This window comes from Escherichia sp. WS1451 (genome assembly GCF_046487365.1).
Classification (GTDB): Bacteria; Pseudomonadota; Gammaproteobacteria; order Enterobacterales; family Enterobacteriaceae; genus Escherichia; species Escherichia coli.
On sequence record NZ_JBJQJP010000003.1, the window covers coordinates 66,556 to 91,378 of the forward strand.

The window sequence follows — 24,823 nt, forward strand, 5'->3', positions numbered from 1 at the left end:
TTATAGCGGAAAACGCGAAATCAGCAGCTCTAAGCGCTGGCGAATATCGCTATCCAGCGCCACCGGTGCATCATACGACTGGCGGTTTTCCATATCATCCGCCACCATGTCGTCGTGTTTATCCCCCATCAGGCCATTAATGGCGGCGAGGAAGCGGGAAATCTGTAACGCCTCTTTATTTTCAGGATCAAGCGATCTTAAGGTGTCGTAATAAGAAACCTGCTGGCTGATGATTTTTCGCACATCATGAAATTCCCTGCCAGTTAGTCGCGGTTTGGCAATTATCTCTTTCAGGGTATGCATTTGCTTTTGCCGATAGGCAATAAAACCGCTTACGCTTTCTAACTGGCTATGGCGTAATGAATAGTTCACCAACGACCAGACCGGAGAGCTTAAATAAACCCGTAACAAGTTGCCGTAATACGACACAATATTTTTCTTACCGTTACGAAAACCGTCCTGAAAACGCCCCAAAAAAACGGTCGTTTTGCCGAATAAAAATCCGGCCTGATGCTTCTTTAAATACAGCCGTTGCGCAAAACGCAGGTGCTTGTAGCGCGCTCGCATGTATTTAAATTGTTTGCGCTCATCAGCAGTCAGCTCATCGCCTTTGGCCTGTTTGCATATTAAACGCAGTAACTCCTGGCGATTGACGCCATTGAGCCAGAATTGCAGGCATAACGCGTAATTATCATGGATGATTTCGGTGGTACAACTTAGTGCGATAGTCGGCGGCAAACTGACCTGTGCATCAACGACATCATCTTCTTCAACTGCAACAAATAGACGCTCGCTCGCCTCAAGCGGGAAATATTTTCTCATCATCAGGATTTCTCTCCGGCTGCGTTATAAAGCAAGGAATGGCGCTGAAAAAATGCCTTTAAGGTCGGAATTAACGAGAGCACCACATCCAGACATTGCCCACCGAAATAAGCAAACGCTGCTCCCAGCACGCCAAACAGATGACAGAACATGAACAGCAATACGATGTAGCCGATTGAGGCGATGGTTTGCGCCACGAGAAAAGCGCGCTGTTTTCCCGCCATCAATAGCAATGACTCCTGAGGGAAGCCCAGCATCGAGATCACAATTGCGCCCAGCATCACCTGAATCAGGTCATACGCTTCGAGATACTTAACGCCAAACACCAGCGAAATGAGCGGCTTGCCGACAATCAACACCGCGAGCGCCACCAGAATACCGATTCCGCCCGCCAGTAAACCTGACTTCACGCCTAACAACCACGGTCTGGTGGTGCGCGGATCTAAACGCATCACCTCTGGGTAAAAACTTTTGCCCAGTAAACCCGCTGGCGTTCCGGCGGCGTCGAAGAATGTCATGGCGATTTTAAATAACCCGGCGGCAGCGGGTCCTAACACGATCCCCACCAGCACTGTGCTGCACGAGTTACGCGCCGACCAGATGGAGTGGGCAATGTTGGTTGACCAGACAAAACTCCACGCGCCTTTAATGTGTCGGGCAGACTCAAACAGATTCAATTTGAACGCGTTATGGATATTTCTGCGGCGTAATTCGCGCGCGGCAAACCACCAGTACATGGTGCCGCCAACCAGATTCGACACGTACCAGGCAATAACAAAACCCGCAAAACCAAAGTCAAAATACCAGGCTACGACGCTCCCCGCTGCGCGCAGAAAAGGTTTCGTCGCTTGCTGTACAGCAATTAGATCGAAGCGATCTACCGCACGCAGAATGCCGGTCGGCGTGGAGGAAGCCATTGAAGGAATGAGCGTGCAATACAGCGCTGCCAGCCAAAAGCTTTGGTCATCCAGACCTAATGAATGGGAAAGAAAAGGGAGTAAGGCAATGCCGCCGACAATCGCCACCGCGCCGCTGACGATATCCAGCGAGAAGGAAAATGAGACGACATTGCGAAATTGCTGCGGATTATTGTTGGTCAAGGCTGGCGTTCCGTACTGCACCACCAACTGCCATGTCTGAAACTTAATAAAATCGCTGATCGACTTGGCGTACGATTGCACAATCACCAGTACGCCAAACATGGCGGGCGTCATCCCTTTACCGGCACACGAGAGCGCCAACAGACCCAGCAAAGCGCTCACGACATTACTGGAGCCTAACCAGGCGCTATTGCGAATAATGGTGCGAAACGCGCCATCTGCAAACCAATGTTTGATGTTAAAACCCGCCAATTCAGCCTGACCTTATCGTTGATAGTAAAAAGTATCCCGCCAGCCTTAAGTTAAACTTCGGCGGTCAGAAACGATGGCAACCAGAGAAACCGCCTTCTGTGCCTGTTCCAGCACTTCGCTGTAGGGCGCTCTGGAATCAATCTCAAGAATTTTTGTGCCGTTATAGCCAATCGTCGACATGACGCCGATTTTGTCCTGCAGCTCGGCATAGTCATGGTCAGGCTTGCGGGAGATGGCAGTATCAATATCAATCCCCAAACGAATGATTAATTCAGGACGGTATTGCGCCATTTTTTGGTATAAACGCCGTTCGCGCTGCGCCAGAAACATGCTGATTTTCCCGGTCGCACGTTCGACGCCGATCCCCGGTCCGTCATAATAAAAGCCCGAAATTTCAGCCTGCGGGAAGCGATCGCTGACCACCAGAACGCCACTTTGCGCCAGTCGCTGAACCTTGCGTAGATTCGCCATTCTTCGCAGCGAGAAGCAGTACATAATCACCGCCGCCCATAGCGCCGGAGATTTGGTTTTCATGCTTTGGGTTTTCGAGGATTTGGCCGCCAGTCGCCGTTCCAGCCAGACGCCAACCAACGGCAACCGTTTGATTTTGTCGCCGTCTTCGCCCGAGAGCAGCCCCAGATAGCGCCGCTCGGTTTGCCAGTGTTGTTGCAGCGATTTCACCAGGTCGGTGGTCAGTGTGGATTTACCGGTGCCATCACACCCGACCACCGCAATCAGCCCCGGAATGTAGTTGGGCTGCGGCGCGGTTGTACTATTAACAGTTTGTGTTTGTAGTGCGTCCATTCGTTAAATCATCCCCTATCCATTTTGGTGATCAGGAAAGCGCAGCGTGAATTGCGCGTAGTGACGCTTGCAGAATTTCATCGGCTGGTTGCCGACCATCCAGTTCAAGGATCTTTGCGCCATTGAATGTCAGTTGCGGCGTAACGGCGATTTTTTCCTGTAACGCTGCCAGTTGGTGGTCAGGTTTACGCGCAAACGCGGTTTGTTCATCAATGCCAAGACGAATCAACAATACGGGCAAATAAGACGCCATCCATTGGTACAGCTTCAGCTCGCGCTGCCTTAACATTTTTATCCAACCGTTACCGCCCGTGGTTTTTGCCAATTGCGGGCCATCAAAGCGGAAACCCGGCACTTCAACCTGCGGGTAGCGGTCGGTGATGAGCAGATAGCCTTGCTGGTTTTTACACAACATTTTGTGAAACTTGTACGCCCGCCAGCAGGAAAGCAGATAGATAACCAGCGCAGTCATATTGCCAGGCGGTGTGCAGGGCTTTTCGTGCACATGTGCCGCTTTACTTCGCAGATAACGCCCAAAAGGTGCGCCAATAACAGGGAGCTGTGAAATCCATTCGCCAATTCGCCCGGACGATTGCCCGAGATAAATGTGTTCTGTTGGCATTGTTGCTGCCAGTTCATTTACCAGGCTTGCCGTGAGGGTCGATTTACCTGAACCATCACATCCTACAATGGCAATAACACGCACTGGCGTGGAATTAATTATTGACATATTACGTTGATTCACGAAAAACCCGGCAGCAAATAATGTATTGAATATTACGTGGTCCGTGCTCAGAATATCCGTTCAACCTTATTGTGACAATGGTTAATTGTGACATTGACCTGAATTACGCTTTCATAAAAACATATTAACCAAATAAATATTTTTAATGGATATTTAAATTAAAGGATATATTCATGCAGTCAATAACACCTCCATTAATTGCCGTTATTGGTAGCGATGGTTCAGGCAAGTCAACGGTGTGTGAACATCTCATTACCGTTGTCGAAAAATATGGTGCTGCCGAAAGAGTTCATTTAGGAAAACAGGCCGGAAATGTCGGTCGTGCAGTGACAAAATTACCGTTGATGGGAAAATCCTTACATAAAACAATTGAACGAAATCAGGTGAAAACAGCAAAAAAATTGCCTGGCCCTGTTCCGGCGCTGGTAATTACAGCGTTTGTCGCCCGTCGCTTACTGCGCTTTCGTCATATGCTTGCCTGTCGTCGTCGCGGGTTAATTGTTCTAACCGACCGTTATCCTCAGGACCAAATTCCTGGTGCTTACGATGGTACGGTGTTCCCACCTAACGTTGAAGGTGGTCGTTTTGTCTCATGGCTGGCAAGCCAGGAACGTAAAGCGTTTCACTGGATGGCGAGCCATAAGCCCGATCTGGTCATCAAACTCAATGTCGATCTGGACGTGGCCTGCGCGCGTAAGCCTGACCACAAAAGAGAATCGCTGGCAAGAAAGATAGCCATAACGCCACAGTTAACCTTTGGTGGTGCACAACTGGTTGATATCGATGCTAATCAGCCACTGGAAAAGGTGCTGATTGATGCAGAAAAAGCGATTACGGATTTTATGACCGCGCGTGGTTATCACTAGTCAAAAATGGAAATGCCCGATCGCCAGGACCGGGCATTTTCAGGAAGGTTAAATCAACTGCAATGCTATCCAGTACAACCCACCAGAAAGAAAAATCGCCGCCGGTAAAGTAAACACCCACGCCATCAGGATGCTGGTTACCGTTTTACGCTGTAACCCACCGCCGTCCACCACCATCGTCCCTGCTACTGCAGACGAGAGGACGTGTGTTGTGGAGACGGGCATCCCAATATAACTGGCAAGGCCGATAGACACTGCCGCCGTCATTTGTGCCGCCATGCCTTGCGCATACGTCATGCCGCGCTTACCAATCTTCTCACCGATGGTCATCGCTACACGACGCCAGCCAATCATGGTGCCGATGCCGAGCGCCAGTGCTACCGCCATGATGATCCACACCGGTGCGTACTCAATGGTGCTTAACATATCGCTGCGCAGTTTTTTCAGCAGGTTCTGGTCTTCTTTACTGACGCCTGGCAGTTTCGCCAGCTTCGCGGAGGTATCAGAGATGCACAGCATAATGCGGCGCAGCTGGCTGCGCTGACTCACGCTTAACGGCTCGTAGCTTTCCATATTACCTGGCAACATCGTTTTAACGCGCGCAATCGCATCAAAGGTATTTGCCGGATGACAATGAAACTCCGTTACTTGCGTGCCATCAGTCGATGCCGCAGGCAATGGAGGTTCCATCGCAATCAACTTCTGCGGCAGTTCAGGATGCTGTTGCAGGTAGTGTTCGAAGTTGGTGACGGCATCGCGGGTACGGGTAATTTCATAGCCGGACGCATTCATATTGACGACGAAACCAGCAGGAGCAATCCCCACCAGTACCAGCATTACCAGGCCGATCCCTTTCTGCCCGTCGTTAGCGCCGTGCGAAAACGCCACGCCCGCAGCAGAAACAATCAGCGCAATACGCGTCCAGAATGGCGGCTTACGTTTGCCTTTTTTCTTTTTGCGATCTTCCGGAATGCGGTGAATACGGTCACGCTTTTTCGTCCCGCTCCAGAAACGGCGCAGCAGGAAAATCAGACCACCCGCAATGACCAGGCCGACGATAGGGGAAACAATCAGCGAGGAGAAAATTTTGGTCACTTCACGCAGGTTTAACGCATCCATCACCGATGAGCCGGTTAACAGCGCGTTGGTTAAACCGATGCCGATAATCGCACCAATCAAGGTGTGCGAACTGGAGGCCGGTAAACCAAAGAACCACGTTCCCAGGTTCCAGATAATCGCCGCCAGCAGCATAGAAAAGACCATCGCCAGGCCGTGAGTTGACCCCATATTCAGCAACAAATCGGTTGGTAACATATGGACAATGGCATAGGCAACGCTAAGTCCGCCCAATAACACGCCAAAAAAATTAAAAAATGCCGCCATCACCACGGCAAGCTGTGGTTGCATGGCACGAGTATAAATAACGGTTGCCACCGCATTCGCCGTGTCATGAAAACCATTGATTGCTTCGTAGAACAACACAAATGCCAGAGCAAGTAATAACAAAAGCCCTGTGTATATATCAAGGCCAACAAATAAATTTAGCATATATTAGATTACGCCATTTTGAATTTACGAACGGACGCATTATCAGTGACTTTAACGGCATGGGCAAAGTGAAATATCATTTTTTAACGATAAAAAGAGTGTTATTTCTTGTGTATCAGACAATAAGCATTCATTCAAAACCTTTAGAAATAATCAAAACACAGGTATTCTGCTGGTTAATATATTCACATATAAAATGAATAAATATTGGAATATATAAATATTGAATGTTTTGATTAATCCCCGTACTGATTATTCTTCATAATCAGTACGGGGTTGCTACAACATGTATTACTTTTTCACCACAATTAACGGTTCAATATCACTCTCTTTTTTGATGACCAGTGATTCATCACCGCGCAAACACGTCCCACCGTAGTTGCCGCCAACGGTGAAGGTACATACCTGAATGTATTTACCGTCCACTTTCGGCAAACACCACAGTTGCTGATAGATGTTTTTCTGCTCGGCAAATTTACCGCTGGTTTTGTCCAGCACCTCTTCATGATGGCTGACCAGGTCGATATTGCTACCACAGCGACCAGCGATCGGTTTCACTGCATAACCGGTTTTCACCAGTTCATCATTCACGGAGAAATCGGTATCCAGCAGGTAGCGATGGTGCGGGAACAGCGACCAGAGGATCGGCAGAATCGCTTTGTTGCCGGGGATCACCGTCCACAGCGGCTCAAAGACCAGCACTTCCGGGCGCAGCAATACGTCGATAAGACGCACTTCATTTTGCGGATGACCGGTACGGATCGGCACCGCAGCAAACTCACGGTCGCTAACTTCACGAATCTGATCAAACGCGGTTTCCCACGCCCAGGTTTTCCACACGCAGTTAACCAGTCGCCCTTCCCCATCAATCAGTTGCCCGGCAGCATCCCAGCCCAGTTCATCCAGCCCGCGCAAGATACGCGTTTCAAAGCCCGCCTGGTGCAGCGCCTGCTCCATAAACTGCGCGTGATAGTTTTCCTCGATATCTTTGTCCTGCATGATATGGACAAACGGACGTGCACGACTGTGTTTCCAGGCACCAGCCAGTTCGTTAATCAGCCCTTCCGCCGGATTGAAGCCGTTGCCTTTATAGCCCTGCTCCGCCCAACGTTCGAGGATCAAGCCCGCTTCGGTATGACAGGAGGCGGAATCGGCGTTGTATTCGTAGACCTTCAGGCCACGTTCGTCCATACAGAAATCCATACGACCGGTGATCATATGGTGACGGCGACGCTGCCAGGAGAGACGCAAACGTGACCAGAGGATTTTCGGAATGTCGAACAGCGCCAGCAGGTTGTCATCTTTTAGCACCTTGTCGGTTGCGTGAAGATACATCAGGTGCAGCTCGTTGGTGGCTTTAATCAGCTCCTGCTCTGCGCTCTCGGTAATGGTGTAGTAATGATACGGATCCTGATTGATCACCTGACCGTTGGCCTGTACATAGGCGTTTTGCAGCGGATCTTTTTCATCCAGCCATTTACCGTCAAACTGGCCTTTGTTTTCCAGACGCGCCCCGCTGATTTTCAGCAGTTCGCCTGCAATTTCCGGCTGTGGCAAGCTGTATTCGGTATCTTCCGTCTGGATCATCCAGCCCAGAATAGTGGTGTCATCGAAGGTGTCTTTCAGGGTATAGCCGCCGTTTTCGACCACCATCTCCAGCTCGCGCGTCCACTGTTGCCCTTGCGGCAACGGGGAATGAATCACGTTCTGTTCCGCAATACGGACTTTGTTGCCATGCAATTGGGTAATGATGGCGACATGGCCAGTGTCTTTAAATTCACCGCCTTTATCCCAGATAAGAAGCGCACCCGCGACCGGCGCACGCGGCGAGCCGTTAGGAAATGCCTGCAATGGCAGGATGTTGTCATTAACCACTTCACGCAGGAAGCGCAGCGAGAAAATCTCCCACGCCATACCCACGTCAGTGAAGACCACACCGTAATTCAGAAAGAGAAAACGGCGAGCAAATTCAACGCATTGCCATTTGTGGCCCATATATTCGTCGTCGATATAGCTACGGAATACGGCGTCATCTTCGTATTCCTGCGGATCGAGAGAACTGTAATCTGAAGAGTAGATTGCTACCCCACCTGGGGCGTAGCCCAATAATGTCCCGAACGGGGCATCCTGGCTGGTCGTTCCTTTGCTCATCACTTTACCTTTAACAATACAACCTAAGCAGTTGGCGTAATTGTTGTGCTCTGATTACCTGCTCAGCGACATTAACCGGACAGAGGTCAGACTAATCATACACCTCATCGCAGCGGCTGGCGCAAAGGGTTAAAAAATTCACATTCTGTACAGCAAGTGACCTGCTACACTGCTTCAACACTACCACTCAGAAGGCAACTCACTATGACAGACAATACTTATCAGCCCGCGAAAGTCTGGACGTGGGATAAATCCGCTGGCGGCGCGTTCGCCAATATCAATCGCCCGGTTTCTGGTCCGACGCATGAAAAAACGCTGCCGGTGGGCAAACATCCGCTGCAACTCTATTCGCTGGGAACGCCAAACGGACAGAAAGTAACGATTATGCTTGAGGAGCTGCTGGCGCTGGGCGTTACTGGTGCAGAGTACGACGCCTGGCTGATTCGTATTGGCGATGGCGATCAATTCTCCAGCGGCTTTGTCGAAGTGAACCCAAACTCGAAGATCCCGGCGCTGCGCGATCATACCCATACTCCGCCGATCCGCGTGTTTGAATCTGGTTCGATCCTGCTTTATCTGGCGGAGAAATTTGGCTACTTCCTGCCGCAGGATTTGGCAAAGCGTACTGAAACGATGAACTGGCTGTTCTGGTTACAGGGCGCGGCACCGTTCCTCGGCGGTGGTTTTGGTCACTTTTACCATTACGCGCCGGTGAAAATTGAGTACGCCATCAACCGCTTTACCATGGAAGCCAAGCGCCTGCTCGACGTGCTGGATAAGCAACTGGCGCAGCACAAGTTTGTTGCGGGCGATGAGTACACCATTGCGGATATGGCGATCTGGCCGTGGTTTGGCAACGTGGTGTTAGGCGGCGTGTATGATGCCGCAGAGTTTCTTGATGCGGGAAGTTATAAACACGTACAACGCTGGGCGAAAGAAGTGGGCGAACGTCCGGCGGTGAAGCGTGGGCGTATTGTTAACCGCACCAACGGGCCGCTGAACGAGCAGTTGCATGAGCGCCATGACGCCAGTGATTTCGAGACGAATACGGAAGATAAGCGTCAGGGGTAAGTCGCAACATTGGCAGGCTTATCGCTATGTAGCCGGATAAAGCATTTACGCCGCATCCGGCTTTAATCATCACGCGCTGGTAATGTCGTAATCCATTTGGCGCAGTGCGTCTAATGTGGCTTTGGCTTCGTCTTCATCGATAATGCTCATGGCAAATCCGACGTGTACCAGTACCCACTGGCCCAGCAGATCGGCAGGGTTACCTTCACAAATCAGGGCGATATTCACGTCGCGCTTGATACCACATACTTCAACCTGCGCAAGCTGGTGAATATCTTCACCGACAGCCAGCACCTGGCCTGGAACGCCAATACACATTGTTAACTCCAGTTATTCAACTTCAATACTTTTGACGATCAGCGAATCGCCGGTATCGACACGCAACCGCTCGCCATGACAGAGCGGACACTGCGCATCGTGCTGATGAATCTCCACCACCTGGCTGCAATCCCAGCACCAGGCCTGGGCGGGTTTATAGACGATATGTAAATCGCACCCTTGCGCCACCGTTCCGTGGCAGACAATTTCAAAACTAAAACGGACGGCGCTCTCCTCAACGCAGGAGAGTGCACCAATTTCCAGCCACACGGCGGTGACGCGCTTAACATCGTGCTGCTCCGCCTGCCGTTGGATAATTTCAACGGCGCTCTGGCAAAGCGACAACTCATGCATTTTCGCCACTCCTGCGGCCAAATAGCAGGGCACGACGCCCTGCGTGTGGTACATCCGGATTGCTGACTGGCAGCGAAAGGATCATTCGGGCGCAGTCATCCGTCAGCCGTTGGCCCTCTTCAATCGACATGCTGTGCGAAAGCGGCGACATCAGCGAGCAGGAGAGATATTGAGAAACACCGTCCAGTTCACCAACAGTAAAGGTCATAGTGCCATACGGCAGTTGCAGACCAATTTTTTCACTCACTTTGCGCAGCGGCCAGAGTTGATCCGGGCCGGGGAAGATAACTGCACTCAGCATCCACGGGGTGATCACACACCCCGTCCACTGACCTTCGAACAGCGTAAAGTCAGAAACATACACCGGCATTGAAGGATGCAGAAAAGAGAGATCGTGCATCGAACGCCGGGCAATTTCTTCAAACGCTGCCTGTACTTGCGCCTTCGGGGAGGTCTGGAAACCTGTTATCTCTTCAGTCATGAATCGCCTCCCGTGGGATGGCTTCCACGCCAGATTCGCGCAGCGCAGCCAGAACCTGCTCAAGCGCAGGTTCAATCATCGCTTCGACCGTCGGCGTTAAGCCGATGTGCGGCTCCAGCGATTCCGGGATCACGCCGACCAGGGTCAGCTTTTTCGGAAACTCGCCGGTGAAGCGCAGGGCCGACAATACGTCGGCCAGGCCAAGCTGATGCGGAGAGATTTTGTTGGTAAACAACGCCGGAACTTCTTCATCCCGCAGGATCATCATCGTTCCCGGCGCGTTCTTTTTCGACACAATGGCATCCGCAATAATCAGATGATCGCGATTTGCCATGTCGCCAAGCAGCTCCATTCCCGCCGTGCCGCCATCGAGGATCTCAACATAATCCGGCAGAATGTATCGTTGCTCTAACGCTTCAACAATCCGCACACCGATGGCTTCATCGGTCAGCAAAATATTGCCGACCCCTAAGACTAAAATACGCATTACAGAACCTTCACTGAAACCACTTCGTTGCCGTCGGCATCCACTACGTGTACCGCACAGGCCATGCACGGGTCGAAGGAGTGAATGGTACGCACCACTTCCAGCGGTTTATTCGGATCGGCAACCGGTGTACCCACCAGCGACTGCTCGTAAGGACCGACGTCATCATTGAAGTTACGCGGACCAGAGTTCCAGGTTGATGGAACAACCGCCTGGTAGTTGCTGATGATACCGTCTTTAATAACCATCCAGTGAGAGAGCATACCGCGCGGTGCTTCGAGGAAACCTACGCCTTTGAACTCACCCGTTGCCGGAATGTTCGGCTTCACAAAGGTGGTGTGATCGCCTTTGCCGATATTGGTGATCAGTGCACTGTATTGATTTTGCAGGATATCCTGCAATTCACAGCAGTGAACGGTACGACCAATAATACGGCCCAGCGTGGAGTGCAGCTGCGCCACTTCCAGCGTGTTGCCAGTCAGTTTCTGATAAATCGCAACGATTTCATTCAGTTTGTTCTGGGTAGACTCGCGTCCTGCCGCCAGTTTCACCAGCATGTTAGCCAGCGGACCCACTTCTACCGTTTTGCCGTAGAAAGTCGGTGATTTCACCCAGGAGTATTTACCGTCGTCAGACCAACCATCATAAGCCGGAATGGTGGTACCTTCCCACGGTGCCTGCGGCGCTTCGTCTTTATACCAGGAGTGCTTCGCGCTCTCCTGAATGCCTTTAATCAGGTATTCATCGGAGTGGGAAGTGATCGGGCGATACGAGGACAGATCCGCATTCTCAATGTAGCCGCCCGGGAACAGGAAGCTGCCGTTTTTGCTGTCGGTCGGGAATTCCGGCACGCTCAGGTAGTTCACCGCACCTTTACCACGCGTCAGCCATTCCGGGTAGAACGCGGCGATAACCGCGGTATCAACCTTGTAAACCTGCTCAACAAAGTCGCTCAGTTTATCGATGAAAGACTTGATGTACATCAGGCGCTCAAGGTTCAGCACGCCCAGACCGTCGAGGTTGATTGGGTTAGCGACCCCACCTACCGCCAGGTTCTGAATGTGCGGCGTTTTACCGCCCAGCAGCGCCACGACGCGGTTAGCGTCACGCTGGCACTCCAGCGCCTGCAGGTAGTGCGCTACCGCAATCAGGTTCACTTCCGGCGGCAGTTTCATCGCCGGGTGACCCCAGTAGCCATTGGCGAAAATACCCAACTGACCGCTGGCAACCAGATCTTTGATCTTGTTCTGAACTTTGGTGAACTCTTCCGGGCTGTTCAGGTGCCAGGTCGAAACACCTTTCAGCATTTCGGAGGCTTTGGTTGGATCGGCTTGCAGTGCAGAAGTGATGTCCACCCAGTCCAGCGCCGAAAGCTGATAGAAATGAACAATATGGTCATGCGTGGTGTGCGCAGCCAGAATGATGTTACGGATGTATTGCGCGTTAACCGGAACGTCGATATTCAGTGCACTTTCTGCCGCACGAACGGAAGACAGCGCGTGAGTGGTAGTACATACGCCACAGATACGTTGCACAATCATCCATGCATCGCGCGGATCGCGGTTTTTCACGATCTCTTCCATGCCGCGCCACATGGTACCGGAAGCCCATGCTTTCGAAACGACGCCATTTTCGATTTCGCAATCGATGCGTAAATGCCCCTCAATACGGGTTACCGGATCAATAGTAATTCTCTGGCTCATGCTTTGCTCGCCTCATGACGATTATGATCGTTTTGTTTTAAAGGAGGAAGTATCGGCAGTAGACGAATGAGTACGATGTAAGCGCAAATCTCAATAGCCACAAAACCAATAGAAATCAACAGTTCTTCCCAGGTCGGGAAGTAGGCGTAACCGCCGCCCGGGTTGAATGCCACCAGCGAATAGGTCAGACGCCAGGTTGCACAACCTAACAGCGCGCTCAGTGCTGACAGGAACAGCATGCGGGAATCATTACGCAGCTTCGCCACACGCAGAACGACCAGCGGGAAGAGCATCAGCAGGACTTCAATCCAGAACATCACGGAATAGAAGTCACCGGCAAACGCTAACGACAGCTTGTCGCGATAGATAAGCTCGCCAAAGCGCAGCACGATGAAAATCGCCAGCAACACACTGATGGTGTTGGTCAGCTTAACGAACAGACTCTTTTCATCCGGACCGTTGCCACGCAGACCCGCCTGCACCAGCGAACCTTCAAAGATGACAATTGAGAAGCCCATGATGAACGCCGTCAGCAACGAGAACAGCGGCAACATTTCATAGCTTTGCCACAGCGGATGCACCTTGTAGCCCGCCGAGATCATCAGCGACCCCATTGAAGACTGGTGCATGGTCGGCAGCAGTGCGCCAAGCGCGATGATAAAGAACATCACCTTGTTCAGACGCTGTAGCGACACCTTCCAGCCCAGACGTTCAAACAGTGCCGGAGCAAACTCAAGCGCCATCACGCCGATGTAGATGGTCATACAGACCGCCGTCTCGAACAGTACCGAGTTCACGTTGAAGTGACCCGGAATGTAGAAGTACGGCAGGTTCCAGTAGCGACCCACGTCGATAGTGATCGACAAGCCACCCAGTGAATAACCAAACAGACTCGCCAACAGCGCCGGACGCACCAGCGGATGGTATTGCCCACGGTTAAAGACGTATACTGCCCACGCCAGCGCCCAGCCGCCACAGGCAAAGCCGGTACCGATCAGCAGGTCAAACGCGATCCACACGCCCCACGGGAAGCCGCCGTTCAGGTCGGAGACAGAGCCCAGACCGAACACCAGACGCTTCACAATCAGGAGCATACAGATGACGATTAACGGTCCAAAAATCATGACCGGTTTACTGATGATTTTGCCGCCCAGCGGTTTTGGATCATGACTCATGATCGTCTCCTCCGTCGTGATGGTCGTTTTTGGTGTTGCGACGAACCAGCACGGTTAAGCCCGCCAGCACAGCCAGTGGTAGCATCATGCCTTTATACAGGGTGTGTTGAATATTTTCGGAACGCGCACCGGTAGAAAGATCGTCCAGTTTCGGCAGGTCGAGATTTTCATAAGGCACACCCGTCAGTACCAGAACCTGAGTACCGCCGCCCTCTTTCTCGCCGTACAGATGCGGATAATATTTCGGCACCGTATGCAGGTAAGTGTCGCCAGATTTCAGCGTCTGACGCGGATAGTGGTATTCGCTGCCAGGCTTCAGCGCCAGACGTTTTTTCGCCTCCGCCATCAGCTCTTCACGCGTACCGAAAATCACCGCGCCCGCCGGGCACACTTCTACGCAGCCAGGCAGACCGCCTTTATCGAGACGTTCCACACCTTTCTGGTTGCACAGCTCGCACTTATGCAGCGCACCAAACGGGTTGTTGTAGTCGTACTTCGGCACATTGTATGGGCAGGCGACCATGCAGTAACGGCAGCCGGTGCACACATCTTTGTCGTAATGGACAATGCCGGTTTTCGGATCTTTTTTCAGTGCAGAGACCGGGCACACAGAGACACAGTTCGGATCGACGCAGTGCATACACTGTTTCTTAATGTACGCGTAGCCGTTCTCCTCCTGGTCTTTGTTGACCCCTGTGCCGCTGGTCCACACCTGAATGATGTTATTGGTATACGGCGACAGTTTGTCGTTGTTCGACCAGGTCTGTTCCCCTTGTGGGTTACGTTCAGGGAAGTTGATATCCTGACACTTGGTGACGCAAGCCTGGCAGCCTACGCACAAGGTCGAGTCGTACAACATCCCCAGCGATCCCGGAATTGGCGGGCGGTTTTCAGCAGCCGCATGACTGACAGACGGCAGCGCGCCCGTCAGCAATGCCCCGCAGGAGGCTGCTTTAATAAAATTACGTCTGTTCACGGTTATTCTCCCCGTGAGTCAGCGTTATCTTTCTTTTGCTGACGACCCAGTTCACGCACCGCCATCACGCTGACACCGGCAACCAGCCCAACCACACCGCCGAGCAAACCAATAGCGCCCGCAGAGACGTTGCCGCCTTCTTTAGCGTTAACATCCGGTTTCTGTGAACGCGGAGTCTGGTTTTCGACGTTGGCAAGCTGATGGATGCCTTTATGGAAGCCGATACCTTCTTCGTTACAGCCATAGCACGGGTGACCAATCGCCACCGGCCACACACCGCCAACATCGCAGAATTGCAGCGTTGAGCAGTTGCCGTAAGTTTCTGGCCCTTTACAGCCGAGGTGGTACAGGCACCAGCCTTCGCGGTGGCCTTCATCACCGAACTCTTTGGCAAAACGACCAGCATCGAAGTGCGGGCGACGTTCGCAGTGTTCGTGAATCAGACGACCGTAGGCGAAAGTCGGACGGTTTTTGTCATCCAGTTTCGGCGGCTTGCCGTAAGTGATGATGTGCGCAACGGTCGCGAGGAAGTTGTGCGGGTTCGGCGGGCAGCCAGGAATGTTGATTACAGTTTTGCCCGGCAGAACTTCTTGCAGGCTGACTGCGCCGGTTGGGTTAACTCCAGCTGCGGCAACACCGCCCCACGCAGAGCAGGAACCGATAGCGATAATGGCTGCTGCGCCTTCCGCCGCTTTGCGGATGTGATCCACAATCGGCTCACCGGCAACCATGCAATAAATACCATTATCTTTTAATGGGATGGAACCATCCACCACTAACACATACTGCCCTTTGTACTTCTCGAGAGCGTTATGTTTGTTCTCTTCGACCTGATGACCGAAGGCGGCGGAAAGCACTTCGTGATACTCCAGAGAGATAGTCTCCAGCACGAGGTTTTCTACCGTTGGATGCGTTGCACGAAGCAGAGATTCCGTACAACCGGTACACTCCTGCGCGCCAATCCAGATAACTGGCGGACGCTGCGGGTTAGTAACCGATTCGGCCATCTCTGCAGCGGCTTTGCTACTTAACCCCATGGTGGCGGCTAATGCTGCACAAAGCTTCATGAAATCACGACGGTTAATGCCGTGAGAATGGATGAGGGTGTTATCTCCAGTCATTTATAGTTATTCCGTTGCGAAGACCTGGCATATATTTTGCCTCAATCGCAAAATCAATAATGCGATCGATGCGCCATTTACCACACATTTATTATGGTTATCGATATCATGATACTGCGGCGGGGCGCTAAAACGAAGGGAAGAAGCATTAGTGTAATTAATTAAAGCAAGATAATACGTATGTTTGATCAATTTTCGAGGCGATAACCGGCCATAAAAAAGCGCAACGTAGAACAGGAATTATTCTCACGAAAGAAATCCATTACCATCTCTTTATCCAGTCCATAGCGGCGCGTCAGAATACCCGCTTCCCAGGCGCTAAGCTGGCGATCTCCGGTCTTTTCGTACATCCGGTGTGAGTAGCCTAATACAAAACCGCGTTTATAATCGGCACAGAATTTTGTCACATTAACCGCACTGTCGGCATGCGTTGCTTTTAATCCCGCCATTAAGCCTTTACCAAAATGGTTATTCATCGTTCACCTCATTCGCTATATATTGTCATATATAGCGATATTTTAGGCAAAGAACGACTTTTGCGCACGCTATTTTTTCATGCTTGTTTAAGACGTAATCCCGTAAGAGATAAACCTATCAGGAGAGATATTTATCGAACCATTTCAGCGTCCTTTGCCAGGCAAGATCGGCGGCAGATTTGTCATAACGGGGCGTGGAATCATTATGGAATCCGTGATTAACCCCCGGATAGATATACGCCTCATAGACCTTATTATTGGCTTTCAACGCCGCCTCGTAAGCAGGCCAGCCCTCGTTGATTCGGGTGTCCAGTTCCGCGTAGTGGAGTAGTAAAGGCGCTTCAATCTTCGCCACATCGGCGGTGGGTGCCTGTCGACCATAAAACGGCACCGCGCAGGCCAGTTCCGGATACGCGACAGCCGCCGCGTTCGATACACCACCGCCATAGCAAAATCCGGTAATACCCACTTTGCCTGTCGCTTGCGGATAGCGTTGCATAAACTCAATTGCGGCAAAGAAATCATTCATCAGTTTGGTTGGATCAACCTGCTGTTGCAGCTCACGACCTTTATCATCATTTCCCGGATAACCTCCAACGGAACTTAAGCCGTCAGGTGCCAGGGCGATATACCCCGCCTTCGCTACTCGCCGTGCCACATCTTCGATATACGGATTCAGTCCACGATTCTCATGCACCACCACCACGGCTGGCGTTTTGCCGCTCATTTTTGCGGGTTTCACCAGATAACCCCGCACCTCGCCGTGACCATTTGGCGAAGGATACGTGATGTACTCAGCAACAATTTCCGGGTCGGTAAACTCTACCTGAGTCGCCAGCGCATAATTTGGCTTGAGCAAATCAAACAACGCTAATGCCGTCATCCCGCCTACCGCATACTTCGCCGCAAGGTTGAGGAACTCACGTTTCGAGATTTTCCCGTGAGCGTAATAGTCGTAGTAATCCAGCAACTCTTGTGGGAAATCTTTGGCGGTTAAACGCGGCATCATTGCACTCCTCAGTTGGTGTTTTTTTAAGCAAAGCATAAGCACGTGTTTTTGCCCAGTTTTTCGTCACTCTGTGAGCCAGACTACGGGATACACGCTGATGAATCGCTAAACTAGAAACATTGTTTCGAAATTGAATGGTGGAAAGGAGAGGTCATGGTCTGGTTAGCGAATCCCGAGCGTTACGGGCAGATGCAGTACCGTTATTGCGGAAAAAGCGGTTTACGCCTGCCCGCGTTATCGCTCGGTTTATGGCACAATTTCGGTCACGTTAACGCGCTGGAATCACAGCGTGCGATCCTGCGTAAAGCGTTTGATTTAGGCATTACGCACTTTGATTTAGCCAACAATTACGGGCCGCCTCCAGGAAGCGCAGAAGAGAACTTTGGTCGCCTGCTGCGCGAGGATTTTGCCGCTTATCGCGATGAACTGATTATCTCTACCAAGGCTGGCTACGATATGTGGCCCGGCCCTTACGGCTCTGGCGGTTCACGTAAATACCTGCTCGCCAGCCTCGACCAAAGCTTGAAGCGTATGGGGCTTGAGTATGTCGATATCTTTTACTCTCATCGCGTCGATGAAAATACGCCGATGGAAGAAACCGCCTCTGCGCTGGCTCATGCGGTACAAAGCGGTAAGGCGCTGTATGTCGGGATCTCCTCTTACTCGCCAGAGCGGACGCAAAAAATGGTCGAGTTACTGCGCGAGTGGAAAATTCCGCTGTTAATTCATCAACCTTCGTACAATTTACTGAACCGCTGGGTGGATAAAAGCGGCCTGCTGAATACCCTGCAACATAACGGCGTGGGCTGCATTGCCTTTACTCCTCTGGCTCAGGGATTGCTGACCGGAAAATATCTCAACGGCATTCCGCAAGATTCACGGATGCATCGTGAAGGGAATAAAGTTCGTGGTCTGACGCCGAAAATGCTCACCGAAGCCAACCTCAACAGCCTGCGCTTATTGAATGAAATGGCACAGCAGCGTGGACAATCAATGGCGCAAATGGCGTTAAGCTGGTTGCTGAAAGATGAGCGAGTGACGTCGGTATTGATTGGTGCCAGCCGCGCGGAGCAACTTGAGGAGAACGTGCAGGCGCTGAATAATCTGACATTTAGCACCGAGGAGCTGGCGCAGATTGATCAGCATATCGCCGATGGCGAGCTGAATCTGTGGCAGGCGTCTTCCGATAAATGACCTGTTAATAACGGGCGCGAGAACCGCGCCCGAATCAGATCAGTGATTATGACGAGTCAGTCGGTCAAGATAGCCCATCACAAATGCAGAGAGCACAAACGTCAGATGGATAATGACGTACCACATCAGTTTGTTATCAGGGACATTTTTCGCATCCATAAAGACGCGCAGTAAGTGAATGGAAGAAATTGCCACAATCGACGCTGCTACTTTGTTTTTCAGCGACGTTGCATCCATTTTCCCCAGCCAGTTCAGCTTCTCTTTGTTCTCGGAGATATCCAGTTGTGAGACGAAATTCTCATAACCGGAAAACATCACCATCACCAGCAAACCGCCAACCAGCGTCATATCCACCAGCGACAGCAACACGAGGATCAAATCTGATTCCGCCATCGAGAAGATATTCGGCAGTACGTGAATAATCTCCTGGAAGAACTTCAGCGCCAGGGCAACTAACGCCAGCGAAAGGCCAAAGTACACGGGGGCAAGCAGCCAGCGAGAAGCATACATTGCATTTTCAAGAAAACGTTCCATACATTCCTGTCGTGTAGTTAAAACGGGCAACAGTATATCGCAATTGAGTAAACAGCGCGCAACAGCAAATCAACATATCCGTTAAACCTTTGTCGCATAAATCCGAGGTTTAGGGATCTTCCTGGTTCCCTTATCAACGCATCGAGAGCGTCTACCCTTAAAGGACGTTGAACCTGAAGGGAGAAAAACGATGTCTCATTTAAAAGACCCGACCACGCAGTATTACACTGGTGAATATCCCAAACAGAAACAACCGACGCCAGGCATCCAGGCGAAGATGACACCGGTACCGGATTGCGGCGAGAAAACCTATGTTGGTAGCGGTCGCCTGAAAGATCGTAAAGCACTGGTGACAGGGGGCGATTCCGGAATCGGTCGCGCTGCCGCCATTGCTTACGCGCGTGAAGGGGCTGACGTGGCGATTAGTTATCTTCCCGTAGAAGAACAAGACGCTCAGGATGTGAAAAAGATCATTGAAGAATGCGGACGCAAAGCCGTTCTGCTGCCAGGCGATTTAAGCGATGAGAAATTCGCCCGTTCGCTGGTTCACGAAGCGCACAAGGCGTTAGGCGGGCTGGATATTATGGCGCTGGTCGCCGGGAAACAGGTTGCCATTCCTGATATTGCAGACCTCACCAGCGAACAGTTTCAAAAGACCTTTGCCATTAACGTTTTCGCGCTGTTCTGGCTAACCCAGGAAGCGATACCCCTGCTACCGAAAGGTGCCAGTATCATCACCACTTCGTCAATCCAGGCATACCAGCCAAGCCCGCATTTACTGGACTATGCGGCTACGAAGGCGGCGATTCTGAACTACAGCCGAGGCCTGGCAAAACAGGTCGCGGAGAAAGGTATTCGGGTGAATATTGTCGCGCCAGGCCCGATCTGGACAGCACTGCAAATTTCCGGCGGACAGACGCAGGATAAGATCCCGCAGTTTGGTCAGAAAACGCCGATGAAGCGTGCGGGGCAACCGGCGGAACTGGCCCCTGTATATGTTTATCTGGCAAGTCAGGAGTCGAGCTACGTCACCGCAGAAGTGCACGGTGTGTGCGGCGGCGAGCATTTAGGTTAAAAAAATGCCCGGTTGTGAAAAGCAACCGGGCATCATTTTTATTTCGCTTTGGCGGTTTCTTCGCCGACCAGACCTATCTTCAGATAACCCGCCTGATGCAGCGTATCCATTACCTTCATCAACGTCTCGTAATCGACGGTTTTATCCGCACGGAAGAAGATGGTGGTGTCTTTCTTACCTTCAGTTAACGCATTCAGCGCCGTAACCATTGTTTCATCGGTGACCGGATCGTTACCGATAAACATCGAGTTGTCCGCCTTCACCGACAGATAAACCGGTTTTTCCGGGCGCGGCTGCGGCGTGCTGGTAGAAGCAGGCAAGTTCACCTTCACATCTACCGTCGCTAACGGTGCCGCCACCATAAAGATAATCAGCAGAACCAACATCACGTCGATAAACGGCGTCACGTTGATATCATGCATTTCGCCATTATCGTCGAGGTTTTCGTTAAGATGCATTGCCATCGGACATTATCCTGCGCGTAATTTTTGTGCGACACGAACCGGATGCGCAGCGGCGCTGGCTTCCAGATCCAGGTCACGGCTTTGCAGCAACAATACCTGCGCTGCAACATCACCCAGCATCGCTTTAAAGCCGCCAATCTGGCGTGCAAATACGTTATAGATAACGACCGCCGGAATCGCTGCCACGAGGCCGATTGCCGTTGCTAACAGAGCTTCTGCGATACCCGGCGCAACGACTGCCAGGTTAGTGGTCTGCGTTTGCGCGATACCAATAAAGCTGTTCATGATGCCCCAGACCGTACCAAACAGACCAACGAACGGCGAAATCGCGCCGATGGTTGCCAGATAGCCGTTACCGCGGCCCATTTGACGACCTACTGCGGCGACCCGACGCTCCAGACGGAAGCTGGTACGTTCTTTAATACCTTCGTTATCGTCGCTGCCTTCTGACAGTTCCAGCTCATTCTGCGCTTCATTGAGCAAATGCAGGCTTAAGCTTTTGCTACCAAAATCAGCGGCGATATCGTTGGCCTGGTTTAAGGAACGCGCTTCAGCCAGCAGTTGCTGCTCGCGCTTAAGGCGACGCTTCTGATTGAAGAACTCTACGCTCTTACTGAAGAAGATTGCCCAGGTGACTACGGAGGCCAAAATAAGCCCAATCATCACGCACTTAACGACAATATCGGCGTGCTGATACATACCCCAGACGGAAAGGTCCGTCTGCATTAAATTATTACCCACTGTGTATCTCCAGGACGCAAGTCACAAAATCTGCGCATAATAATATCAAAACGACGTCGAATTGATAGTCGTTCTCATTACTATTTGCATACTGCCGTACCTTTGCTTTCTTTTCCTTGCGTTTACGCAGTAAAAAAGTCACCAGCACGCCATTTGCGAAAATTTTCTGCTTTATGCCAATTCTTCAGGATGCGCCCGCGAATATTCATGCTAGTTTAGACATCCAGACGTATAAAAACAGGAATCCCGACATGGCGGACAAAAAGCTTGATACTCAACTGGTGAACGCAGGACGCAGCAAAAAATACACTCTCGGCGCGGTAAATAGCGTGATTCAGCGCGCTTCTTCGCTGGTCTTTGACAGTGTGGAAGCCAAAAAACACGCGACGCGCAATCGCGCCAATGGCGAGTTGTTTTATGGACGGCGCGGAACGTTAACCCATTTCTCCTTACAAGAAGCGATGTGCGAACTGGAAGGTGGCGCAGGCTGCGTGCTGTTCCCCTGCGGGGCGGCGGCGGTTGCTAATTCTATTCTTGCTTTTGTCGAACAGGGCGATCATGTGTTGATGACCAACACCGCCTATGAACCGAGTCAGGATTTCTGTAGCAAAATCCTCAGCAAACTGGGCGTAACGACATCGTGGTTTGATCCGCTGATTGGCGCAAATATCGTTAAACATGTGCAGCCAAACACTAAAATCGTGTTTCTGGAATCCCCAGGCTCCATCACCATGGAAGTCCACGACGTTCCGGCGATTGTTGCCGCCGTGCGCAGTGTGGTGCCGGATGCCATCATTATGATCGATAACACCTGGGCGGCCGGTGTGCTGTTTAAGGCGCTGGATTTTGGCATTGATGTTTCCATTCAGGCCGCCACCAAATATCTGGTGGGGCATTCAGATGCGATGATTGGCACTGCCGTGTGCAATGCCCGTTGCTGGGAGCAGCTGCGGGAGAATGCCTATCTGATGGGCCAGATGGTCGATGCCGATACCGCCTATATAACCAGCCGTGGCCTGCGCACTTTGGGTGTTCGCCTGCGTCAACATCATGAAAGCAGTCTGAAAGTGGCTGAATGGCTGGCAGAACATCCCCAAGTAGCGCGAGTTAACCACCCTGCTCTGCCTGGCAGTAAAGGCCACGAATTCTGGAAACGAGACTTTACAGGCAGCAGCGGGCTATTTTCCTTTGTGCTTAAGAAAAAACTCAATGATGAAGAGCTGGTGAACTATCTGGATAACTTCAGTTTATTCAGCATGGCCTACTCGTGGGGCGGTTATGAATCGTTGATCCTGGCAAATCAACCAGAACATATCGCCGCCATTCGTCCACAAGGCGAGATCGATTTTAGCGGGACCTTGATTCGCCTGCATATTGGTCTGGAAGATGTCGACGATCTGATTGCCGATCTGGACGCCGGTTTTGCGCGAATTGTATAACATTGCCACTTTTGGACAATTTTGCAGACATTTTATTGTGAAAAGTCTTAAATTGTTGCGTCCGGGATCAAGGCGTCCCGGACGATTCAGGAGTACAATAGGCAGATAAAGGCTTAAACGCTGTTCCACAGGAAAGTCCATGGCTGTTATTCAAGATATCATCGCTGCGCTCTGGCAACACGACTTTGCCGCGCTGGCGGATCCTCATATTGTTAGCGTTGTTTACTTTGTCATGTTTGCCACGCTGTTTTTAGAAAACGGCCTGCTGCCCGCCTCATTTTTGCCAGGCGACAGCTTGTTGATATTGGCTGGCGCATTGATTGCCCAGGGGGTTATGGATTTTCTGCCTACGATTGCGATTCTGACCGCCGCAGCAAGTCTGGGCTGCTGGCTAAGTTATATTCAGGGGCGCTGGTTAGGGAATACCAAAACGGTGAAAGGCTGGCTGGCACAGCTTCCTGCTAAATATCACCAGCGCGCCACCTGCATGTTTGACCGCCACGGTCTGCTGGCGCTGCTGGCTGGACGTTTTCTTGCATTTGTCCGTACGTTGCTGCCAACCATGGCGGGAATTTCCGGTTTGCCAAACCGCCGCTTCCAGTTTTTCAACTGGTTAAGCGGATTGCTGTGGGTCAGCGTGGTAACCAGTTTCGGCTATGCATTAAGTATGATTCCGTTCGTTAAACGCCATGAAGATCAGGTAATGACGTTCCTGATGATCCTGCCAATTGCCTTGTTAACCGCTGGCTTGTTAGGCACGCTGTTTGTGGTGATTAAAAAAAAATACTGTAACGCCTGACGATTTTCCCCGTTCCCGGCTGCTGTACCGGGAACGTATTTAATTCCCCTGCATCGCCCGCATTCTTGCCGCATCTTCCCCCGGCGTCACACCAAAGTAACGTTTAAACTCACGGCTAAATTGCGATGCGCTTTCGTAACCGACGCGCATCGCTGCCGCACTGGCCTTCATGCCGTCGTGGATGATCATCATCCGCGCCTTATGCAGACGGTAATTCTTCAAATACTGCAACGGCGAGGTGCTGGTGACAGACTTAAAATTATGGTGGAACGCCGATACGCTCATGTTGGCTTCTGCCGCCAGTTGCTCGACGCTCAGGTTTTCGGTGTATTTATTCTCAATCCGTTTCAGCACGCGGCTAATCAGGCTGAAGTGAGTCTGGCGACTGACCAGCGCCAGTAACGCGCCGCCGCAAGGTCCGGTCAGCACGTAGTACAGAATTTCGCGGATGATCTGTTTGCCGAGAATACGCGCATCCAGCGGTCGCTCCATCACGTCGAGTAACCGCTCCGCCGCGCATAAAATCTCTTCTGATAACGTGGCAGAGTTAATCCCGCTGGCTGCCATCGACGGCTGGAAATGCTCATCTTCGCCAATGTCCATCAACAGTTCCTGTAACTGCAAAATATCGACATTGAGACGCAACCCTGCCAGCGGCACCTCTGACGTGGCATAGGTTTCGCACTCAAACGGCAACGGCACCGTCAGCAGCAGGTATTCATTGGCATCATAACGAAACACGCGTTCATTGATATAACCGATTTTATGTCCGGAAAAGAGAATTATGATGCCAGGCTCGTACATCACCGGTGTGCGTGCGAAAGGCGTCTCGCCATACAACAAACGCACATCGGGCAACAGCTCTGACAAACTATTTTCTTTATTTTTCAGTTTATTAACTTTATCCGCCAGCAAGCGGCAAATCTCTTCACGTTTCATATCGCGTAATTTCTTAGGAATAATGCGGCAATTTGATTGTGCGCAATTTTGCAGCATTTCTCCAGCACTCTGGAGAAATAGGCAAGACATTGGCAGAAATGAGCATTGAGAGGTACGGCGCTGGCGACCACAATGAAAAACATCAGGCAGACCGATCTCTGCCCTCATATTGACCCAGC

26 protein-coding genes are annotated in these 24,823 nt (G+C 51.4%); 6 read left to right on the forward strand and 20 right to left on the reverse strand.

Annotated elements, in window-relative coordinates:
* From ACJHX7_RS05645 to ACJHX7_RS05660, 4 genes are read right to left on the reverse strand one after another with little or no spacing between them, the layout of a single operon-like run.
* Complete coding sequence (locus ACJHX7_RS05645; RefSeq protein WP_000985005.1) at positions 1 to 825, reverse strand: hypothetical protein; 825 nt, start codon at positions 823 to 825, stop codon at positions 1 to 3.
* Positions 825 to 2,174, reverse strand: coding sequence for a lipopolysaccharide biosynthesis protein (locus ACJHX7_RS05650; protein ID WP_000896889.1), 1,350 nt, complete (start codon positions 2,172 to 2,174; stop codon positions 825 to 827). The genes ACJHX7_RS05645 and ACJHX7_RS05650 overlap by 1 nt, the downstream gene beginning before the upstream one ends.
* A 45-nt stretch (positions 2,175 to 2,219) precedes the next feature.
* Positions 2,220 to 2,978, reverse strand: coding sequence for a hypothetical protein (locus tag ACJHX7_RS05655; RefSeq protein ID WP_000339526.1), 759 nt, complete (start codon positions 2,976 to 2,978; stop codon positions 2,220 to 2,222).
* A 31-nt stretch (positions 2,979 to 3,009) separates the two neighbouring features.
* Positions 3,010 to 3,723: a dTMP kinase gene (locus tag ACJHX7_RS05660; RefSeq protein ID WP_410231541.1), complete on the reverse strand. Its 714-nt coding sequence runs from the start codon at positions 3,721 to 3,723 to the stop codon at positions 3,010 to 3,012.
* A 173-nt stretch (positions 3,724 to 3,896) separates the two neighbouring features.
* Here ACJHX7_RS05660 and ACJHX7_RS05665 point away from each other — a divergent pair, with 173 nt between their 5' ends.
* Positions 3,897 to 4,589, forward strand: coding sequence for a dTMP kinase (locus ACJHX7_RS05665; protein ID WP_094029931.1), 693 nt, complete (start codon positions 3,897 to 3,899; stop codon positions 4,587 to 4,589).
* A 48-nt stretch (positions 4,590 to 4,637) separates the two neighbouring features.
* On the opposite strand, the gene pitB is transcribed toward ACJHX7_RS05665, so the two are convergent.
* Positions 4,638 to 6,137: an inorganic phosphate transporter PitB gene (pitB, locus tag ACJHX7_RS05670; RefSeq protein ID WP_000933274.1), complete on the reverse strand. Its 1,500-nt coding sequence runs from the start codon at positions 6,135 to 6,137 to the stop codon at positions 4,638 to 4,640.
* Between the two features lie 291 nt (positions 6,138 to 6,428).
* Positions 6,429 to 8,288, reverse strand: a complete 1,860-nt coding sequence (gene gss / locus ACJHX7_RS05675) for a bifunctional glutathionylspermidine amidase/synthase (RefSeq protein WP_094029930.1) — start codon at positions 8,286 to 8,288, stop codon at positions 6,429 to 6,431.
* A gap of 204 nt (positions 8,289 to 8,492) precedes the next feature.
* Between gss and yghU the strand changes: the two genes are divergently transcribed.
* Positions 8,493 to 9,359 (forward strand): glutathione-dependent disulfide-bond oxidoreductase, encoded by an 867-nt coding sequence (yghU, locus tag ACJHX7_RS05680; RefSeq protein WP_032343109.1) that lies wholly within the window; start codon positions 8,493 to 8,495, stop codon positions 9,357 to 9,359.
* Between the two features lie 69 nt (positions 9,360 to 9,428).
* On the opposite strand, the gene hybG is transcribed toward yghU, so the two are convergent.
* The 10 genes from hybG to yghX form a co-directional block, all read right to left on the reverse strand.
* Positions 9,429 to 9,677 (reverse strand): hydrogenase maturation factor HybG, encoded by a 249-nt coding sequence (hybG, locus tag ACJHX7_RS05685; protein ID WP_000334896.1) that lies wholly within the window; start codon positions 9,675 to 9,677, stop codon positions 9,429 to 9,431.
* A gap of 12 nt (positions 9,678 to 9,689) precedes the next feature.
* Positions 9,690 to 10,031 carry a hydrogenase maturation nickel metallochaperone HypA gene (gene hypA / locus ACJHX7_RS05690; protein WP_000544953.1) on the reverse strand — a complete coding sequence of 114 codons (342 nt, stop codon included), beginning with the start codon at positions 10,029 to 10,031 and terminating at the stop codon, positions 9,690 to 9,692.
* Complete coding sequence (gene hybE / locus ACJHX7_RS05695) at positions 10,024 to 10,512, reverse strand: hydrogenase-2 assembly chaperone (protein WP_000134083.1); 489 nt, start codon at positions 10,510 to 10,512, stop codon at positions 10,024 to 10,026. Before hybE ends, hypA begins: the two co-directional genes overlap by 8 nt.
* Entirely contained in the window at positions 10,505 to 10,999 is a 495-nt protein-coding gene (locus ACJHX7_RS05700; RefSeq protein ID WP_001221939.1) for a HyaD/HybD family hydrogenase maturation endopeptidase, read from the reverse strand. Before ACJHX7_RS05700 ends, hybE begins: the two co-directional genes overlap by 8 nt.
* Positions 10,999 to 12,702 (reverse strand): hydrogenase 2 large subunit, encoded by a 1,704-nt coding sequence (gene hybC / locus ACJHX7_RS05705; RefSeq protein ID WP_000083065.1) that lies wholly within the window; start codon positions 12,700 to 12,702, stop codon positions 10,999 to 11,001. Before hybC ends, ACJHX7_RS05700 begins: the two co-directional genes overlap by 1 nt.
* Positions 12,699 to 13,877: a Ni/Fe-hydrogenase cytochrome b subunit gene (gene hybB / locus ACJHX7_RS05710; RefSeq protein ID WP_000017680.1), complete on the reverse strand. Its 1,179-nt coding sequence runs from the start codon at positions 13,875 to 13,877 to the stop codon at positions 12,699 to 12,701. The genes hybC and hybB overlap by 4 nt, the downstream gene beginning before the upstream one ends.
* Complete coding sequence (gene hybA, locus ACJHX7_RS05715) at positions 13,867 to 14,853, reverse strand: hydrogenase 2 operon protein HybA (protein ID WP_001081870.1); 987 nt, start codon at positions 14,851 to 14,853, stop codon at positions 13,867 to 13,869. Before hybA ends, hybB begins: the two co-directional genes overlap by 11 nt.
* A 2-nt stretch (positions 14,854 to 14,855) precedes the next feature.
* Entirely contained in the window at positions 14,856 to 15,974 is a 1,119-nt protein-coding gene (gene hybO, locus ACJHX7_RS05720) for a hydrogenase 2 small subunit (protein ID WP_000145410.1), read from the reverse strand.
* Between the two features lie 188 nt (positions 15,975 to 16,162).
* Positions 16,163 to 16,450: a DUF2623 family protein YghW gene (gene yghW, locus ACJHX7_RS05725; RefSeq protein ID WP_001059136.1), complete on the reverse strand. Its 288-nt coding sequence runs from the start codon at positions 16,448 to 16,450 to the stop codon at positions 16,163 to 16,165.
* A gap of 118 nt (positions 16,451 to 16,568) precedes the next feature.
* Positions 16,569 to 17,456 (reverse strand): YghX family hydrolase, encoded by an 888-nt coding sequence (yghX, locus tag ACJHX7_RS05730; RefSeq protein WP_001309763.1) that lies wholly within the window; start codon positions 17,454 to 17,456, stop codon positions 16,569 to 16,571.
* A gap of 156 nt (positions 17,457 to 17,612) precedes the next feature.
* On the opposite strand from yghX, the gene gpr reads away from it, so the two are divergent.
* Positions 17,613 to 18,653: an L-glyceraldehyde 3-phosphate reductase gene (gene gpr / locus ACJHX7_RS05735; protein ID WP_053294542.1), complete on the forward strand. Its 1,041-nt coding sequence runs from the start codon at positions 17,613 to 17,615 to the stop codon at positions 18,651 to 18,653.
* A 39-nt stretch (positions 18,654 to 18,692) separates the two neighbouring features.
* On the opposite strand, the gene ACJHX7_RS05740 is transcribed toward gpr, so the two are convergent.
* Positions 18,693 to 19,187, reverse strand: coding sequence for a TIGR00645 family protein (locus ACJHX7_RS05740; RefSeq protein ID WP_000439331.1), 495 nt, complete (start codon positions 19,185 to 19,187; stop codon positions 18,693 to 18,695).
* Positions 19,188 to 19,377: 190 nt separating this feature from the next.
* Here ACJHX7_RS05740 and yghA point away from each other — a divergent pair, with 190 nt between their 5' ends.
* On the forward strand, positions 19,378 to 20,262 hold the full coding sequence (gene yghA / locus ACJHX7_RS05745) for an NADP(+)-dependent aldehyde reductase (protein WP_000018775.1): 885 nt from the start codon (positions 19,378 to 19,380) through the stop codon (positions 20,260 to 20,262).
* A gap of 38 nt (positions 20,263 to 20,300) precedes the next feature.
* On the opposite strand, the gene exbD is transcribed toward yghA, so the two are convergent.
* Complete coding sequence (exbD, locus tag ACJHX7_RS05750) at positions 20,301 to 20,726, reverse strand: TonB system transport protein ExbD (RefSeq protein ID WP_001240714.1); 426 nt, start codon at positions 20,724 to 20,726, stop codon at positions 20,301 to 20,303.
* A 6-nt stretch (positions 20,727 to 20,732) separates the two neighbouring features.
* The gene (gene exbB / locus ACJHX7_RS05755) at positions 20,733 to 21,467 is read right to left on the reverse strand and encodes a tol-pal system-associated acyl-CoA thioesterase (RefSeq protein ID WP_000527844.1); all 735 of its coding nucleotides are present in this window, start codon (positions 21,465 to 21,467) and stop codon (positions 20,733 to 20,735) included.
* A gap of 251 nt (positions 21,468 to 21,718) precedes the next feature.
* On the opposite strand from exbB, the gene metC reads away from it, so the two are divergent.
* Together metC and yghB are read left to right on the forward strand one after the other, a co-directional pair.
* The gene (metC, locus tag ACJHX7_RS05760; RefSeq protein WP_022646123.1) at positions 21,719 to 22,906 is read left to right on the forward strand and encodes a cystathionine beta-lyase; all 1,188 of its coding nucleotides are present in this window, start codon (positions 21,719 to 21,721) and stop codon (positions 22,904 to 22,906) included.
* A gap of 139 nt (positions 22,907 to 23,045) precedes the next feature.
* Complete coding sequence (yghB, locus tag ACJHX7_RS05765) at positions 23,046 to 23,705, forward strand: DedA family general envelope maintenance protein YghB (protein ID WP_000268419.1); 660 nt, start codon at positions 23,046 to 23,048, stop codon at positions 23,703 to 23,705.
* Between the two features lie 39 nt (positions 23,706 to 23,744).
* Here the strand turns inward: yghB and yqhC are convergent, their stop codons facing one another.
* Positions 23,745 to 24,644, reverse strand: a complete 900-nt coding sequence (yqhC, locus tag ACJHX7_RS05770) for a DNA-binding transcriptional regulator YqhC (protein WP_001298382.1) — start codon at positions 24,642 to 24,644, stop codon at positions 23,745 to 23,747.
* Between the last annotated feature and the right edge of the window lie 179 nt (positions 24,645 to 24,823).

Excerpts from the sequence above, each read along its gene's own strand:
- ACJHX7_RS05700 (WP_001221939.1), bottom strand. The coding sequence starts at position 10,999 with ATGCGTATTTTAGTCTTAGGGGTCGGCAATATTTTGCTGACCGATGAA.
- hybB (WP_000017680.1), bottom strand. The coding sequence starts at position 13,877 with ATGAGTCATGATCCAAAACCGCTGGGCGGCAAAATCATCAGTAAACCG.
- ACJHX7_RS05665 (WP_094029931.1), top strand. The coding sequence starts at position 3,897 with ATGCAGTCAATAACACCTCCATTAATTGCCGTTATTGGTAGCGATGGT.
- hybO (WP_000145410.1), bottom strand. The coding sequence starts at position 15,974 with ATGACTGGAGATAACACCCTCATCCATTCTCACGGCATTAACCGTCGT.
- hypA (WP_000544953.1), bottom strand. The coding sequence starts at position 10,031 with ATGCATGAGTTGTCGCTTTGCCAGAGCGCCGTTGAAATTATCCAACGG.
- ACJHX7_RS05740 (WP_000439331.1), bottom strand. The coding sequence starts at position 19,187 with ATGGAACGTTTTCTTGAAAATGCAATGTATGCTTCTCGCTGGCTGCTT.
- yghB (WP_000268419.1), top strand. The coding sequence starts at position 23,046 with ATGGCTGTTATTCAAGATATCATCGCTGCGCTCTGGCAACACGACTTT.
- yqhC (WP_001298382.1), bottom strand. The coding sequence starts at position 24,644 with ATGAAACGTGAAGAGATTTGCCGCTTGCTGGCGGATAAAGTTAATAAA.
- gss (WP_094029930.1), bottom strand. The coding sequence starts at position 8,288 with ATGAGCAAAGGAACGACCAGCCAGGATGCCCCGTTCGGGACATTATTG.
- yghU (WP_032343109.1), top strand. The coding sequence starts at position 8,493 with ATGACAGACAATACTTATCAGCCCGCGAAAGTCTGGACGTGGGATAAA.
- yghX (WP_001309763.1), bottom strand. The coding sequence starts at position 17,456 with ATGCCGCGTTTAACCGCCAAAGATTTCCCACAAGAGTTGCTGGATTAC.
- ACJHX7_RS05655 (WP_000339526.1), bottom strand. The coding sequence starts at position 2,978 with ATGGACGCACTACAAACACAAACTGTTAATAGTACAACCGCGCCGCAG.
- metC (WP_022646123.1), top strand. The coding sequence starts at position 21,719 with ATGGCGGACAAAAAGCTTGATACTCAACTGGTGAACGCAGGACGCAGC.
- ACJHX7_RS05645 (WP_000985005.1), bottom strand. The coding sequence starts at position 825 with ATGATGAGAAAATATTTCCCGCTTGAGGCGAGCGAGCGTCTATTTGTT.
- yghW (WP_001059136.1), bottom strand. The coding sequence starts at position 16,450 with ATGAATAACCATTTTGGTAAAGGCTTAATGGCGGGATTAAAAGCAACG.
- exbD (WP_001240714.1), bottom strand. The coding sequence starts at position 20,726 with ATGGCAATGCATCTTAACGAAAACCTCGACGATAATGGCGAAATGCAT.
- pitB (WP_000933274.1), bottom strand. The coding sequence starts at position 6,137 with ATGCTAAATTTATTTGTTGGCCTTGATATATACACAGGGCTTTTGTTA.
- hybE (WP_000134083.1), bottom strand. The coding sequence starts at position 10,512 with ATGACTGAAGAGATAACAGGTTTCCAGACCTCCCCGAAGGCGCAAGTA.
- hybG (WP_000334896.1), bottom strand. The coding sequence starts at position 9,677 with ATGTGTATTGGCGTTCCAGGCCAGGTGCTGGCTGTCGGTGAAGATATT.
- gpr (WP_053294542.1), top strand. The coding sequence starts at position 17,613 with ATGGTCTGGTTAGCGAATCCCGAGCGTTACGGGCAGATGCAGTACCGT.
- hybC (WP_000083065.1), bottom strand. The coding sequence starts at position 12,702 with ATGAGCCAGAGAATTACTATTGATCCGGTAACCCGTATTGAGGGGCAT.
- yghA (WP_000018775.1), top strand. The coding sequence starts at position 19,378 with ATGTCTCATTTAAAAGACCCGACCACGCAGTATTACACTGGTGAATAT.